This is a genomic window from Erythrobacter litoralis, from assembly GCF_001719165.1.
GTDB lineage: Bacteria > Pseudomonadota > Alphaproteobacteria > Sphingomonadales > Sphingomonadaceae > Erythrobacter > Erythrobacter litoralis.
This window is the reverse complement of the sequence record NZ_CP017057.1, coordinates 1085853-1100511: the sequence shown is the minus strand read 5'-3', so window position 1 is coordinate 1100511 and position 14659 is coordinate 1085853. Positions and strand designations below refer to the sequence as shown.

Sequence of the window (14659 nt, the reverse complement as noted above, 5' to 3'; positions counted from 1 at the left end):
CTTGTGTGCCCCATCCACCTATGCCATCGAGCCCGCGTGACAAGCCCTTCCCTCGCCCTCACCGCCCGCAATCTCACTTTGACACTCGGTTCCGACCGCAAGCCGGTCGAGATCCTGCGCGGCATCGATCTCGACATCGCGCGCGGAGAGGTCGTCGCGCTGCTCGGCCCCTCGGGGTCGGGCAAGAGCTCGCTGATGGCGGTTCTGTCCGGACTGGAGCGGGCGAGCGGCGGAAGCCTCACCGTTGCCGGGGCCGATTACACCGCATTGGGCGAAGACGGCCTTGCCGCCGCGCGCCGGGGAAGGATCGGGATCGTGCTCCAGGCCTTCCACCTGCTCCCCACCATGACCGCAGCGGAAAATGTCGCGACTCCGATGGAACTCGCCGGGGCGCACGACGCGCGCGAGCGGGCGATTGCCGAACTCGAAGCGGTCGGGCTCGGCCATCGAACCGGCCATTACCCGACCCAGCTTTCGGGCGGCGAACAGCAGCGCGTCGCGATCGCCCGCGCCACTGCGCCGCGCCCGGAACTGATTTTCGCCGACGAACCGACCGGAAATCTGGACGTGGCAACCGGCGAGGAAATCATCGACCTGCTCCTTGCCCGCCGCGCGGAAACCGGCGCGACGCTGCTCATCATCACCCATGACGAAGCGCTCGCGAAACGCTGCGAGCGGGTACTGACGATGGCCGACGGAGTGATCGTCTCCGACACCAAAGCCGCCGCGAAAGGCAAAGCGGCGTGAACGAGGCGGCAGGCCTCTCCTGGGGCGCGGCATGGCGGATCGCCCGGCGCGATCTCAACGCGCGCTTCAAGGGGCTGCGCCTGCTGCTGGTCTGCATCTTTCTCGGCACGGCGGCGCTTGCCGCGATCGGCACGCTGACCGCCGCGATCGAACGAGAACTGGCGGCGAGCGGGCAGGAATTGCTCGGCGGAGATCTCGAAATCGAGGTCTGGCAGCGCGATCTTTCGGAAGAGGAAAAGGCCGCCCTTGGGGAATACGGCACGATTTCGGGCGGCACGAGGCTGCAGGCGATGGCGAGCGCCGGAGAGAATGCGGCGCCGGTCGAACTGAAGGCGGTGGACGCGCGCTGGCCGCTCTACGGCACGCTCACGTTGGAAGAGGGCCGCGAAGCGGGCGCGCCGTCGGGCAATCGGGCATGGCTTGCGCGCGGAGCGATGGACCGGCTCGATATCGAAACCGGCGACACCTTCACCATCGGCACCGTCGAACTGACCGTCGCAGGCGTGATCGAGAACGAGCCTGACAGGTTGTCCGAGGGTTTCCAGCTCGGGCCGACCGTCATCGTTGCCGAGGACGTGCCCGGGCGCGCGGGGCTCCTGCAACCGGGCGCGCTCTACCAGAGCAAGTACCGCGTCGCCTTCGCCGATCAGGGCAGCGATCCCGAAGCCGTCGAGGAATCGCTGACCGAAGCCTTCCCCAATGCCGGCTTTGATTTCCGCACCCGCGACCGCGCCTCGCCCGGAGCGGATCGGTTCGTCGCGCAGATGAGCGATTTTCTCACGCTGGTCGGGCTCGCAGCGCTCGTCATCGCGGGTATCGGCATCGCGGGCGGCGTTTCCTCGTATCTCGACCAGCGCCGCACCAGCATCGCCACCTTCAAGGTGCTGGGCGCATCCTCGCGCGACATCGTGCGGATCTATGCCTTGCAGGTGGCTTTCGCTGCGCTCGTCGGCAGCCTTGCGGGGCTGGCAGTGGGCGTGCTCGTCACACCGCTACTGGGAGCGGCTCTCGAAGGGCTGCTGCCGGTGCAAAGCGGCTTCATCATCGAGCCGGCGCCGCTCCTGCTTGCTGGTTCCTATGGCTTGCTCGTCGCGTTTGCCTTCGCCGCGGCGCCGTTGCTGCGTGCGCGCAGTTTCCCGGCCATGGCGCTGATGCGCTCGCGCGTCACGCCGCTTTCGCGCGACCGCCGTGCGCTCGGCGTGACCGCGGCGGGATTGGCCGCGATCTGCGCGCTCGCGCTTCTCACCACGGCCGAGCCGCGTCTGTCCGCCGGATTCCTGGCCGGGGCGGGCGTGGCGCTCGCCCTGCTCGCCGGGCTTGGCTTCGCTATCCAGGCCGCCGCACGCCGGTTGCCGCGCCCTTCCAATCCGATCCTCAGAAGCGCGCTTGCCAATATCCACCGCCCCGGCGCACCGACCGGCGCCCTCGTGACCGCGCTCGGCTTCGGGTTGGCCGCCTTCGTGCTGCTGGCCGCGATCCAGACTGCGATCGAGGGCAATATCGACAGCCGCGTGCCACGCGAAGCGCCGGACTATTTCGTGCTCGACGTGCCCGTGGCCAAAGAGGCGCGCTTCATCGAACTGGTGGAGGAGCGTTTTCCCGAAGCCGGCCTGCGCCTGGTCCCGACCCTGCGCGGCGCTGTGCTCGCCTATGGGCCCGAGGGCGACATGGTGCGCGTGTCCGAGCTCGAGGAATTGCCCGAAGGCGCGTGGGGCCTGCGCGGCGAGCGGGGCCTCACCTACGCCGACCGCCTGCCGCAGGGCAACCGCGTGGTCGAAGGCGAATGGTGGAGCCCGATGCATTCGGGCGAACCGCTCGTCTCGATCGATGCCGAGTTTGCACGCGCGCTCGATCTCGATGTGGGCGATTACCTCACTGTCGGTATCCTCGGCGTCGAACGGACCGCACGTATCGCGAACCTGCGCGAAATCGACTGGGAGAGCATGGGATTCAATTTCCTGATCGTCTTCAGCCGCAACGCGATCAGCGATGCGCCGCACAATCTCGCCGCCACGATCGACCTGCCGGACGATGCCGGTTCGGGACCGAACCGCGAGGCGCGCGGCCAGCTGCTGCGGGCGCTGGTGCGCGAATTTCCTTCCTCTTCGGTGGTCGAGGTCGGCGAAGTGCTGGGCGAGGCGCGCACGATCCTGCGTCAGGTCGGCCTCGCAACGCTCGCCGCGGCGGCGGTCGCGGTCCTCGCCGGGTTAGCCGTGCTGATGGGCGCAATCGCTGCCGCGCGCGCTTCGCGCACCTATGACACTGTCGTGCTGAGGGTTCTCGGGGCAAGCCGTAAGCAGATCCTGCTGATGCAGCTCGCTGAATACGGCCTGATCGCCGCCGCGCTCGCTTTCGTGGCGCTCGGGCTAGGCAGCCTGCTCGGCTGGGTGGTCATCACCCAATTGTTCGAATTCGACTGGCTGCCCGACTGGGGCGCGGTGCTGGGCGTGCTCGGCCTCGGCCTCGTCATGGTGCTGGCCTTCGCGCTGGGCGGTTCGCTCCCGCTCCTGCGAGCGAAACCGGCCCGCGCCCTGCGCGAACTCTGATACTATTCGAAGACGCTCGGGTCGTAGCCGACCATTCCCGGCTGCCCCTTCACCACGAGTGTCGAAGCAAGCAGATCGTGCAGCCCCTGCTTCTTTTCGGTAAAGGCCACCATGATGTAGCCGATCAGCAGGATGAGGCCCGACAGGATCTTGCCGAAATAGCGCCCCGCCGCCCGTGCATAGGATATGCGTTGCCCCTGCATGTCCGTGACGATCAGGCCAAGGGCCTTCTTGCCCGGCGTCGCCTGCATTTCCGAAGCTTCGAAGCCGATGAAATAGGCAAGACCGATGATGAGGCCGAGAAAATCGGTGATGCCGAGCGTTTCCTGCGCTTCGATGTCGATGATCGCCCCGCCGGAGAGCAGTGCAAGCAGCATTCCGACGACGCTGAGGATTACCGCGTCGATCAGATAGGCAAGAACGCGAATCCAGAAACCGGCATAATCCATGGTCGAATTGTCCCCCATAGGCTGGGCGACATGCCCCGCTCTTTGATGCCTAGCATGACGCTGGCATCGCATAATTCAACTGCAATACTTGCAGATCCCAAAGAAAAGGGCCCCGTGCAGCGGAGCACGGAGCCCTTTCATTGCCCTTCAGGGAAGACGAGGAATCAGAAGCGGAAGCGAACCACTCCGCCATAGGTGCGCGGCGGGCTGGGATAGCCAAACACCGTACCGGACTGGGCCACACCGTCTGCGACCGTCAGGATCCAGCGATCGTCGAACAGGTTCCGAACGAAAGCCCCGATTTCGAGGCCGTTGTTCAAAGCGAGTGTCGTCGATGCGTTCACCGTGTTGACCTCTCGTCGGAAGATTTCCGTCTCACCGCGGGCGAAGTTGAACGTGGGCAGGCCGTTGTTCACGTTCGTATTGCTTTCGTGGTTGTAGTCCACGCGCGTGATGATCCGCGAACCGCTGTCGAATTCATGGGTGTAGGTCGCCGAAGTGGCGATCGCCCAGGCCGGAATACCGCCGGGGCGCTGACCTGTAAGGTCGCCCAAGACCGGGTTCGGGAAGCTATCGAACAGCGGATCGAGATGGGTGACCGCGAACGTCAGCACGAGCCCGTCTGTCGGGTTCGCAGTAGCGTCGAATTCGAAGCCGCGAACAGATTGTTCGCCCGCATTGAGCAGCGTGAAGCCGAGCCCGGTGAAGATGAACGCCTGGAAGTTTTCGATCGTCTGGTCGAACACCGCGAGGTTGAAGCCGAAGCCGTCCCACTGCCCCTTCATCCCGATCTCGTAGACCGTCGCCTCTTCCGGGTCGGCGACACGCGTCCCGTTGCTGAGGTTGGGGGTGGCGATTCCGGCATCGATGATCGGTGAGTCCGGCGCGAGGAAGGTCGATCCGCGGAAATTGTTGCTCCCGTCGGGCGCGGGACGCGGACCGACCCCCGGCTCGAACAGGATGGCGGGCGGGCGACTGTCGCGCGACAGGTTCACCGAGCTCGCCTTAAAGCCCGTCGCATAACTCGCGTATACGTTGAGTTCGGGGGTCACCTGATAGGCAGCGCGCAGGATGTAAGTGAAATCATCGTCGCGCGTCCGGCCCGGTTCGACCGGGTTCGGCACATCAAGAAAGCCTGTCTGGAACTGCAGATCCGCAAGCGGAAGCAGCGGATTCTGCAAGGGATCAAGCGCTGCGGCCTGGAGCTGCTGCTGAACCGCAGCCGGCAGGGCCTGGAACTGCTCTCTCGAGGTAATTGTCGGCAATCCCGGGTTGAGCGCGGTCGCCTGGGTGATGAACTGGTCAATCACGTTGAAGGTTGACAGCGGATCGCCCGGGGTCGTCTGGATCGCGAAGTCCTTGCGGTCGTCGGTGTAGTTGAACCCCGCGGTGAAAACGAGACCATCGACCGGCTCGAAATCGACCGTGCCGAAGACCGACCATGACCGGTTGTCGAGCGTAAAGCGTTCGCGGCTCAGGAAATCGCCGCCCAGCACGCTGCCAACGGGCAGGCCAAGCTGCTGATCGACCTGTGCGAGCAAGGCCTCGCCGGCCCCGATCTGCTGTGCGGGCGTGAGGCCGGGTACGAGCGCACCGGAATTCAGGCGACTTTGCGGCGACGTGGGATCCGGGCTGTTGTAAAAGCCTCCGCTGACTGCGCTGAATGCGGCAAAGTCGCGGAAATCCTCTCCGATCGAGAGCGAGCTATCCTGCTCGATCTGCTCGTCGAAATAATACCCGCCCAGAAGGAAGTTGAGAGGCCCGTCGAAATTCGACGTGATCCGGAATTCCTGGGTGAAGGTATCGACAGACTGGTCGCGCGATTCAGTGGTGAGGTCGGCGCTTGTGAAGTCAACGTCCTGCGCGAAGGAATTGCGCAGCTCGCGATAAGCTGTGATCGAGGTGACGGAGATGTTTCCGAGATCCCAGTCGATCTGGCCCGAAAAGCCGTAGTTCTCGTTGCGATTGCGAGGAACGACATTGAGGAAGTTTTCATCCGCGAAGAAGTCCGTGCCGAACTGTCCGCCCACGGCAGTGATCGCGTCGCGCGTGGTCGGGCCGATCTCGAGATTGCCCGTCTGGCAGCACACCTCATCGATATTGGCATAGTCGGCGATGAGGCGGATCTTGAGGTCGGTCGTCGGCTCGATCAGCAACTGGCCACGAAGGCTGTAACGGTTGCGATCGTTGATTTCCTCGTTGAGATTCACGATCTCGCCGAAGCCGTCGCGCTGCTGATAGCTGCCGTCGAGCGAGAAGGCGATGCTGTCGGTGATCGGACCGGTAATGTCGCCGCGCAGGAAGACCTGATTGAAGTTGCCATAGACCGCTTCGATGTTGCCGCCGAAATCGAACTGCGGCTCACGCGTAACGACGGAAATCACGCCCGCGCTCGCGTTCTTGCCGAAAAGGGTCGATTGCGGGCCGTTCAGGACCTCGATCCGCTGGACGTTGGCAAGATCATTGAGGGCGGACGCGGAGCGCGAGCGGAACACGCCGTCGATGAACACGCCAACCGACGGCTCGACGCCGAAATTGTTGTCGCCATTGCCGAAGCCGCGAATGATGAAGGTCGAAGCTGACGAGGTCTGGAGCTGGCTCACGCGCAGCGAGGGAGTCACTGTCTGGAGATCGAGCACGTCGCGGATCTGCGCAGCCTCGAGCGTTTCGCCGCTGGTCACTGAGACCGAGATGGGCACTTCCTGAAGGGTCTGTTCGCGCTTGGAAGCGGTCACGATGATCTGGTTGTTTGACTCCGGTGCGCTGGGGACGTCGTCCTCCAGAATGAGCTCGTCGGCATCGTCGGAATCGGGCACATCCTGCGCATTTGCCGCGCCGTGCGCGCCCATCGCGAAGGCAGCGGCGCCTGCAAGCAGGGTGAATCGGTACGAACCGGCAGAGCCGGACATGATCGAACGCATGGAAGTTCCTCTCTCTTGAACCCTCTCAGGCCCGGCCTGTTGCTGGAATACGCGTCCCAAACCGCGCTTCCGCCGAGCTGATGGGCAAGGCTGATAGGCGAGCACGGGTGTCGCGACAAGCAGGAACGCCTTCACTTCCCCGGGCAAATCGGGAAATTGTTGCAGGCGAGTCACACTTTTCCATGCGCGGCGCATCACGGCGCCAGCCCGGTTTCGTTTGCTTTTGCCCCGTGCGCTGCCTAAGGCGCGCGAACAAGGGCAAGGCCAGCGCATGACAGCAGGCCGGCCCGCCTCCAGACCCTCTTCGAAAGCCCATTTCCATGTCCGCCTCTCCCACCGGCCCCCGGTCCCTCAGGAACGTGGCGATCATCGCCCATGTCGACCACGGCAAGACGACGCTCGTGGACCAGCTGTTTCGCCAGTCCGGCACGTTCCGCGAGAACCAGCGTGTGGACGAACGCGCAATGGATTCGGGCGATCTCGAAAAGGAACGCGGGATCACCATCCTCGCCAAGTGCACCAGCGTCGAATGGACGCCGAAGGGCGGCGGCGAGACCACCCAGATCAACATCGTCGACACGCCCGGCCACGCCGATTTCGGGGCTGAGGTCGAGCGCATTCTCAGCATGGTCGACGGTGTCATCCTGCTGGTCGACAGCGCCGAAGGCGCGATGCCGCAGACAAAGTTCGTGACCGGCAAGGCGCTCGCTCTCGGCCTCAAGCCCATCGTCATCGTCAACAAGATCGACCGGCCCGACGGCCGCCCGCAGGAAGTGCTCGACGAGGTCTTCGATCTTTTCGCCAGCCTCGATGCCTCCGACGAACAGCTCGACTTCCCCTCGCTTTTCGCGAGCGGGCGCGATGGATATGCGAGCCCGGACGAGAATGCTCGCGAAGGCAGCCTCGAGCCGCTGTTCGAGCTGATCGTGAGCCACGTCCCCGCGCCCGATCTCGATACCGGCGGCAAGTTCAGCTTCCTTGCGACCTTGCTCGACCGGGACAATTTCATGGGCCGCGTGCTGACCGGCCGGGTCCAGTCGGGCACGATCAAGGTCAACGATCCGATCCACGCGATCGACCGCGAAGGCAATGTCGTCGAAACGGGCCGCGCGACCAAGCTGCTTTCCTTCCGCGGGCTCGAACGCGTCCCGGTCGAGAGCGCGAAAGCCGGCGACATCATCGCCCTTGCGGGGCTGGAGAAGGCGACCGTCGCGAACACGATCGCCGATCCGGCAGTGAGCGAGCCGATCGCTGCCCAGCCGATCGATCCTCCGACGCTCGCCATGCGCTTTGCGGTCAATGACAGCCCGCTTGCCGGACGTGAGGGCGACAAGGTGACGAGCCGCCTCATTCGCGACCGCTTGATGCGCGAGGCCGAGACCAATGTCGCGATCCGCGTCACAGAGAGCGAGGACAAGGACAGTTTCGAAGTCGCCGGGCGCGGCGAATTGCAATTGGGCGTCGTCATCGAGACGATGCGCCGCGAAGGTTTTGAACTGGGCATTTCCCGCCCCCGCGTGCTGTTCCGCGAGGAAGACGGGCAACGCATGGAGCCCTATGAGACCGTCGTCATCGACGTCGACGACGAACATTCCGGCACGGTCGTCGAGAAGATGCAGCGCCGCAAGGCCGACCTCACCGAAATGCGCCCCTCGGGGCAGGGCAAGACCCGCATCACCTTCTCCGCGCCGTCACGCGGGCTGATCGGCTATCACGGCGAATTCCTGTCCGACACGCGAGGGACGGGGATCATGAACCGGTTGTTCGAAAAATACGGCCCCTACAAGGGCCCCATCGAGGGCCGGATCAACGGCGTGCTCATCTCGAACAGCGACGGCGAGGCCGTGGCCTATGCTCTCAATGCGCTCGAGGAACGCGGCGAATTGTTCATCGCGCCGCAGACGCGGATCTACGAAGGCATGGTGATCGGCGAAAACGCCAAGCCCGACGACCTCGAGGTCAACCCGCTGAAGTCGAAGCAGCTCACCAATATCCGCAGCTCCGGCAAGGACGATGCGATCCGCCTTACCCCGCCGCGCCGGATGAGCCTCGAGCAGGCGATCGCCTATATCGACGACGACGAAATGGTCGAAGTGACGCCGAAATCGATCCGGCTGAGGAAGGCGATCCTCGACCCGCACGAACGCAAGAAGGCGCGCCGCAAGAAGGACGCCTGAGGCACCTTCGCCGCTCGGGCCGTCCCGCCTAGGCCACGGAGCATCTCTTCGCAGGCGCAGCATAGTTTCCCGAAAGGGGTGCGCTGTGAAACATTTTCAGCGTCTTGCCGGTCCCTGTTGGCAATCCTTGCGAATTTGACTGCTGCTGTGGCCATGACGCAGCGGGCTTGTTACGCACCTGCAACATGGAAACCGCAACGCTCGCTTCACTCGCCGTCTATTTCATCGCGATGCTCGGCATCGGCCTCTACGCGTGGAAGAAATCGACCGAGGATTCGGAAGGCTATCTGCTCGCCGGACGCAACCTGCCCCCCGCTGTCGCCGCGCTGTCGGCAGGCGCTTCCGACATGTCGGGCTGGCTGCTGCTGGGCCTGCCGGGCGCGCTCTATGCCGCAGGGCTGGTCGAGGCGTGGATCGGGATCGGTCTCTTCCTCGGCGCTGTCGCCAACTGGATCATCGTCGCCCCGCGCCTGCGCGAACAGACCGAGAGCTACGGCAATGCGCTGACAATTCCGCAATTCCTCGCCAATCGCTTCCCGAGCCAGGGCACTACCCTGCGCGTCGTCTCGGCGATCGTGATCGTGGTCTTCTTCACCGTCTACACCGCTGCGGGACTGGTCGGCGGAGGCAAGCTGTTCGAGACCGCCTTTGCCGGGCTGCTGCCGAATGTCGGCATGAGCGACTACATGCTCGGGATCGTCATCACGGCCGGCATCGTGCTCGCCTACACGATGATCGGCGGATTTCTCGCGGTCAGCCTGACCGATTTCGTACAGGGCGTGATCATGATGGTCGCGCTTGTCGTCATGCCGCTCGTGGTGATGTTCGGCAGCGGCGGCGATGGAGGCGAATCGCTTTCCGAAGTGCCGGTTGAAGGCTTCCTCAGTCTTACCGAGGGGCTCACCTTCCTCGGCTTCATCAGCGCGGTGACATGGGGACTCGGCTATTTCGGACAGCCCCACATCATCGTGCGATTCATGGCGATCGATACGGTCGAGAAGGTCAAGACCGCGCGCAATGTCGGGCTGACCTGGATGGGCATCTCGCTGGCAGGCGCGCTCGGCATGGGATTGGCCGGGCGAGCCTATGCGGAGCGCAACGGGCTGGTGGTCGACGATCCCGAGACGATCTTCATCGTCCTCGCCGACCTGTTGTTCCACCCGGCCGTGACGGGCTTCCTGTTTGCAGCGCTTCTTGCCGCGATCATGAGCACGATTTCCTCACAACTTCTTGTCTCGTCCTCGTCCCTGACCGAGGATTTCTACCGCCTTTTCCTGCGCAAGAATGCGAGCGAGCGGGAGGCGGTGAACGTCGGCCGGATCTGCGTTGCGCTGGTCGCGGTAGCGGCCATCGTCATCGCCAGCGACCCGACCAGCGAGGTGCTCGGCCTAGTCGCCAATGCCTGGGCCGGGTTCGGTGCCGCTTTCGGTCCGCTCGTCATCCTTGCCCTTACGTGGCGCGGGATGACAGGAGCAGGCGCGGTCGCCGGTCTCGTCACGGGCGCCGTGGTCGCGGGCACATGGATCGCGCTGGAATGGAATGCGAGTTTCCTTGGTGGCGAAGGCCTGTACGAGATCGTTCCCGGCTTCATCGCCGCATGGATCGCGATTGTCGCGGTCAGCAAGGCGACCACGCAAAGCGCCGAAACCCGCGCCCGGGCCCCGGCCGAATAGCACCTGTGTCCCGGGCGCCTGTCGGGCCGGGCCGCAACGCGCCCTTCCCAAGCAGCCATCCGTCATGCACTCTCTCCTCCACGGACAAGACGGGAGGAAAGGATGAGCGATAAGGGCGAAGCGCGTGTGACGGGCCTTGGCGGCGTGTTCTACCGGGTTAAGGATCCCGCGGCGACGCGCGAATGGTACCGCGAGGTGCTGGGGGTCGACGGGCCCTATGGGCCGCAATTCGACTGGGAGGCCGAACCGATGGCGCATCCCTATTCACTGATCAGCCATTTCGAGGACGACAGCTACATTAAGCCGGGAAAGAATGGGTTCATGATCAACCTAAGGGTTCACGATCTCGACGGCTTCCTCAAGAAGCTGGAAAAGGCGAAGGTGAAAGTTCTCGACAAGGCGGACGAGGGTTACGGCAAGTTCGCCTGGATACTCGACCCGAACGGGGTGAAGATCGAACTGTGGGAGCAGGTCGAGGACCGGCTGCCCTGAATCCATCCCACCTCGTCGCAGACCGCAGCGCCGAAGACGCGAGAAATGGTAACGCGGGCATTAACGATGCCCCTTCGGCCTACATTAAGCTCATCTGGGCGATAGTTTTTAATGATGAATCGCAAGGTAACCCTGACCCGGACGATGGCGGTCGCGCTCTGTGCATTGGCCCTTGCCGGATGCGGATCTCTGGTACCGTCGCCAGGCGGTGCCGCTTACGGCGCCAAGAGCGGGCCATCACGCGCCAGGTCACCTTCCCCCATCGATCGGTCCTCGAACCGGCTGGCCTCGACCCCGCGCGGCTATCGCAGTGAGGGAGAGGCGGCGGGCTGCCTTGCCGATCTGGGAGAGACGGGGACCCGTTTCGACCCTCTGCCAGATACCTATGCCGGCCCCGGTTGCCATCAGCTCGGAACCGTCCGCCTTTCGGCGCTGTCGGGCGACGACGGCCTTTTGAGTGTCAGCAATCTTGGGCCCGTTAAGTGCGGGACTGCCAAGGCATTCAGCGAATGGGCGCGGTTCGGCGTCGACCGCGCTGCCCGGCAGATTCTTGGCAGTCCACTCGCCCGGATCGAAACCATGGGTAGCTATGCCTGCCGCAATGTCGCGGGCACCGATCGCCGTTCGGCCCACGCCCGGGCCGAGGCGATCGACGTTTCGGGATTCGTGCTGGAGGATGGCCGCAGGATCGTGCTGGACCGCGACTGGGACGGCGGAACGGCCGCCGAGCGCGAATTCCTGAGGATCGTCCACCGCAGCGCCTGCAAGAGGTTCGGCACGGTGCTTGGCCCGGAATACAACGCCGCCCATCGCGACCATTTCCACCTTGAAGGAACCGGCCCCCGCTTCTGCCGCTAGGCTTCCGGCCAAAAGGCCAGCCGCCCTGGGATGAAGGCGGCGGGCTATGCCGGTCGGCAATTCCGCCTTCGACCCCAAGTCGGATGCACCGGCGCGCAAACGGCGCCCATCCTTCGATCACTACACCTATCCGCCCGCTCGGGAAGAACGCCCGGAAAAAGGCGGCCAGATCGAAACCGGCGGGCCAATCTCAACCCGCTCGGGTCGGGGCCGTCGGACAGGCCTGGAGAGATGGCCTGGGGACGGACGAAGGCCCCCATCGTCCGCACCTGCATCGCCTTGAGGGGGAGCTGCGAGGCACGTGCGGCTCCGGACGGTCAGGCGCGAATGCGTGGCTCCAATTTGGCCTCGAGGTTCAGCCGCACCGCTTCGGCGGAGTGACGGGCGCCGAGTTTGCTCATCATGTTGGCCCGATGGATCTCCACCGTGCGCGGGCTGATGTCGAGCTCGCGGGCGATCACCTTGTTGCTGGATCCCTCGGCCAGCCAGTCGAGCACTTCGCGCTCGCGCTGGGAAAGGCTCGCGATGCGATCCCGCGCTTCTATCATGCGGCGCCGCTGGGCTCCGAATACCTCGGCCTCCTTCTCTATCCGGGTGAGACAGCGGGCAAAGCGTTCGGGGTCGAGCGGAAGCGAGAGATAGTCGAGCGCACCTGCCTTGATCGCCTCGACGATGCGGCCCGGTCTCGGCTGGAAATCGACCGCGATCAGCGGGAGCCAGATCCCCAGCCGGCTCAATCGTTCGAGCAGCATCGCCACCCCGCCCTCTTCGGCGGTGTCGCGGGCTATGATGATCCCTTCGCGCGGCGGGTGGACGGAAAGCTCCGACATGTCGCCGTACACCTCCGAATGGTGGCCGAGCGAAAACCCGACCCGGGCCAGTTCAGCGCGGTGTCGGCTGGAGGAGTCGATGAAGTGGAGTGAGGCTTTGCGTGTCATGGCCATCGTGATTGAACAGACCGCCCGGTATTTCACGCGAGACCTACCCCGATACGGAGCAATACCGGCTTAACCATACGCCGAAACCATGCAATTCCGCCCTCCAATTCATCCGAAACGAATACGATATCGCCGTTTCATGGTGAATGAGGGGGCTAAGCGAAGTCCCTAATCGACATCGCGGTCACGTTCGGAGCCGCCTGGCGAATCAAAACTGTAGGACGGCAGCGCGTCGAGCGCGGAGCGCAGCGCTGCCCCCCAGCTCGACGAGATCGTCTCGAAAAAGGCATCGTCACCCGTCACCCGGTACTGGTGAAGCGGGGCGAATTCGTCCTTGCCGATCACCAGCAGGTCGAGCGGAAGGCCGACCGACAGGTTCGCTTTGATGGTCGAATCGAAGCTCACCATCAGCAGCTTGACCGCGTCCTCGAAACGCATGTCGCGCTCATAGCCGCGCAGGATGATGGGGCGACCGTACTTCGTCTCCCCGATCTGGAAGAAGGGCGTGTCCCAGCTCGCTTCGATGAAATTGCCCTCGGGATAGATCATGAACAGGCGCGGCTGCATGCCCTTGATCTGTCCGGCGAGGATCATCGAAGCGGTGAAGCGGCCCTTGCCCGCCTCCCCGTTGCTGCGCTGCGCATCTTCGATGGTCGACCGAAGCAAGCGCCCGATCTCCGTCGCGACGTTGAACATGGTGCGCCCGCGGATCAGCGAATTGTCCCGCTCGTCGGGCTCCTTGGTGCGCTCTTCGAGCTGGCTGATTACGGCCTGTGTCGTGGCGAGATTGCCCGCGCACATCACCGCGATCACGCGTTCGCCCGGCACCTGCCAGTGGAACATTTTGCGAAAGGTCGAGATGTTGTCGACGCCCGAATTGGTGCGGGTGTCGCTCATCAGGACAAGGCCGCGTTCGAGCACCATGCCGACGCAATAGGTCATTCAAGGGGTCTCCGTTGTCGAGGAGGGGCGGTTAGCGCAGATCGCGCAGCCTGTCTCTACCGGTCGGTGTTCCCACCGATGCGCGGTCCTACTGCTCGTCTTGCTTCTGCTGTTCAACCGCGACATTGACCGTGAGCAATTCCTCGGTCGATCCGAAGCTGATCCCCGTCAGCGGTGCGGCGTCGCGATAATCGCGCCCCGTCGCGACCCGGACATAGCGCGGATCGGGGCTGATCCCGTTGGAGATGTCAAAGCCGACCCAGCCCAGCCCCTCGATATGCGCCTCGGCCCAGGCATGTGTCGCGTCCTGTTCGATCCGGTCGTTCATCATCAGGTAGCCGCTGACATAGCGCGCCGGAATGTCCGCCGCGCGCGCGGCACCGATGAAGATGTGGGCATGATCCTGGCACACTCCGAAACCGTGGGCGCTGGCTTCCTCGGCGGTGGTGATCGCGGTGGTTGCGCCGGTCTGATAGGACACTTCCTCTCGAATGCGGTTCGACAATGCGTGGAGGAAGGGCAGCCGGTCGTCTTCGCCGGGCGCCGGAAGATCGCGTATCAGGGCGCGCACTTTCGGGCCGGGCCGGGTAAGCGGGGTCTGCCCCATGAAGCTCCACAGCGGAAGATGTCCGGCATGATGGCCGATGACACCGGAATGGTCCTGCGTCTCGACCGCACCTTGGCAGGTGACCGTAACCGTGCTTGCGCCCGGTTCGACGGCAATCAGGGTGACGTGGTTGAAATTCTGATCGTCGTAGTGAAGTTCGGGATGGGCGTTGTCGTATTCCATGTCCCAGTGCAGGATCTGCTGGCCCTGCGTTTCCTTGGGGGTGAGGCGCAGGCGCTGCAAGGCATGCACCACCGGCTGGCTGAAAGCGTAGTGAGTCGTGTGCCGGATCGAGAGACGCATGGGTGC

The 14659-nt window shown here is 64.2% G+C and carries 11 protein-coding genes; 6 read left to right on the top strand and 5 right to left on the bottom strand.

Annotation, left to right across the window (positions count from 1 at the left end; all coding sequences use genetic code 11):
• Nucleotides 1–36: 36 nt before the first annotated feature.
• Together Ga0102493_RS05080 and Ga0102493_RS05075 are read left to right on the top strand one after the other, a co-directional pair.
• Nucleotides 37–747: an ABC transporter ATP-binding protein gene (locus tag Ga0102493_RS05080; RefSeq protein WP_034904053.1), complete on the top strand. Its 711-nt coding sequence runs from the start codon at nucleotides 37–39 to the stop codon at nucleotides 745–747.
• On the top strand, nucleotides 744–3293 hold the full coding sequence (locus Ga0102493_RS05075; RefSeq protein ID WP_034904055.1) for an ABC transporter permease: 2550 nt from the start codon (nucleotides 744–746) through the stop codon (nucleotides 3291–3293). Before Ga0102493_RS05080 ends, Ga0102493_RS05075 begins: the two co-directional genes overlap by 4 nt.
• A 2-nt stretch (nucleotides 3294–3295) precedes the next feature.
• Here the strand turns inward: Ga0102493_RS05075 and Ga0102493_RS05070 are convergent, their stop codons facing one another.
• Complete coding sequence (locus Ga0102493_RS05070; protein ID WP_034904057.1) at nucleotides 3296–3760, bottom strand: RDD family protein; 465 nt, start codon at nucleotides 3758–3760, stop codon at nucleotides 3296–3298.
• Between the two features lie 146 nt (nucleotides 3761–3906).
• Entirely contained in the window at nucleotides 3907–6663 is a 2757-nt protein-coding gene (locus Ga0102493_RS05065) for a TonB-dependent receptor (RefSeq protein WP_034904059.1), read from the bottom strand.
• 320 nt (nucleotides 6664–6983) lie between these two features.
• On the opposite strand from Ga0102493_RS05065, the gene typA reads away from it, so the two are divergent.
• The 4 genes from typA to Ga0102493_RS05045 all read left to right on the top strand — a co-directional run bounded on the left by typA (nucleotide 6984) and on the right by Ga0102493_RS05045 (nucleotide 11863).
• Nucleotides 6984–8840: a translational GTPase TypA gene (typA, locus tag Ga0102493_RS05060; RefSeq protein ID WP_034904062.1), complete on the top strand. Its 1857-nt coding sequence runs from the start codon at nucleotides 6984–6986 to the stop codon at nucleotides 8838–8840.
• A gap of 185 nt (nucleotides 8841–9025) precedes the next feature.
• A complete protein-coding gene (putP, locus tag Ga0102493_RS05055; RefSeq protein WP_034904064.1) occupies nucleotides 9026–10513 on the top strand; it encodes a sodium/proline symporter PutP in 1488 nt (495 codons plus the stop codon).
• Nucleotides 10514–10615: 102 nt separating this feature from the next.
• On the top strand, nucleotides 10616–11005 hold the full coding sequence (locus tag Ga0102493_RS05050) for a VOC family protein (protein WP_034904067.1): 390 nt from the start codon (nucleotides 10616–10618) through the stop codon (nucleotides 11003–11005).
• Between the two features lie 111 nt (nucleotides 11006–11116).
• Nucleotides 11117–11863: an extensin family protein gene (locus Ga0102493_RS05045; protein ID WP_150132418.1), complete on the top strand. Its 747-nt coding sequence runs from the start codon at nucleotides 11117–11119 to the stop codon at nucleotides 11861–11863.
• Nucleotides 11864–12180: 317 nt separating this feature from the next.
• Here Ga0102493_RS05045 and Ga0102493_RS05040 read toward each other — a convergent pair whose 3' ends face one another.
• From Ga0102493_RS05040 to Ga0102493_RS05030, 3 genes are all read right to left on the bottom strand, one after another.
• Nucleotides 12181–12801 carry a response regulator transcription factor gene (locus Ga0102493_RS05040; RefSeq protein WP_034904163.1) on the bottom strand — a complete coding sequence of 207 codons (621 nt, stop codon included), beginning with the start codon at nucleotides 12799–12801 and terminating at the stop codon, nucleotides 12181–12183.
• Between the two features lie 168 nt (nucleotides 12802–12969).
• Complete coding sequence (locus Ga0102493_RS05035) at nucleotides 12970–13743, bottom strand: proteasome-type protease (protein WP_051697998.1); 774 nt, start codon at nucleotides 13741–13743, stop codon at nucleotides 12970–12972.
• Nucleotides 13744–13831: 88 nt separating this feature from the next.
• Entirely contained in the window at nucleotides 13832–14653 is an 822-nt protein-coding gene (locus Ga0102493_RS05030; RefSeq protein ID WP_034904070.1) for a transglutaminase family protein, read from the bottom strand.
• Between the last annotated feature and the right edge of the window lie 6 nt (nucleotides 14654–14659).

What these genes read in the sequence shown, in the direction of transcription:
- Ga0102493_RS05050 (WP_034904067.1), top strand. Translation starts at nt 10,616, where the DNA reads ATGAGCGATAAGGGCGAAGCGCGTGTGACGGGCCTTGGCGGCGTGTTC.
- putP (WP_034904064.1), top strand. Translation starts at nt 9,026, where the DNA reads ATGGAAACCGCAACGCTCGCTTCACTCGCCGTCTATTTCATCGCGATG.
- Ga0102493_RS05035 (WP_051697998.1), bottom strand. Translation starts at nt 13,743, where the DNA reads ATGACCTATTGCGTCGGCATGGTGCTCGAACGCGGCCTTGTCCTGATG.
- Ga0102493_RS05045 (WP_150132418.1), top strand. Translation starts at nt 11,117, where the DNA reads ATGATGAATCGCAAGGTAACCCTGACCCGGACGATGGCGGTCGCGCTC.
- Ga0102493_RS05040 (WP_034904163.1), bottom strand. Translation starts at nt 12,801, where the DNA reads ATGACACGCAAAGCCTCACTCCACTTCATCGACTCCTCCAGCCGACAC.
- Ga0102493_RS05070 (WP_034904057.1), bottom strand. Translation starts at nt 3,760, where the DNA reads ATGGGGGACAATTCGACCATGGATTATGCCGGTTTCTGGATTCGCGTT.
- typA (WP_034904062.1), top strand. Translation starts at nt 6,984, where the DNA reads ATGTCCGCCTCTCCCACCGGCCCCCGGTCCCTCAGGAACGTGGCGATC.
- Ga0102493_RS05065 (WP_034904059.1), bottom strand. Translation starts at nt 6,663, where the DNA reads ATGCGTTCGATCATGTCCGGCTCTGCCGGTTCGTACCGATTCACCCTG.
- Ga0102493_RS05030 (WP_034904070.1), bottom strand. Translation starts at nt 14,653, where the DNA reads ATGCGTCTCTCGATCCGGCACACGACTCACTACGCTTTCAGCCAGCCG.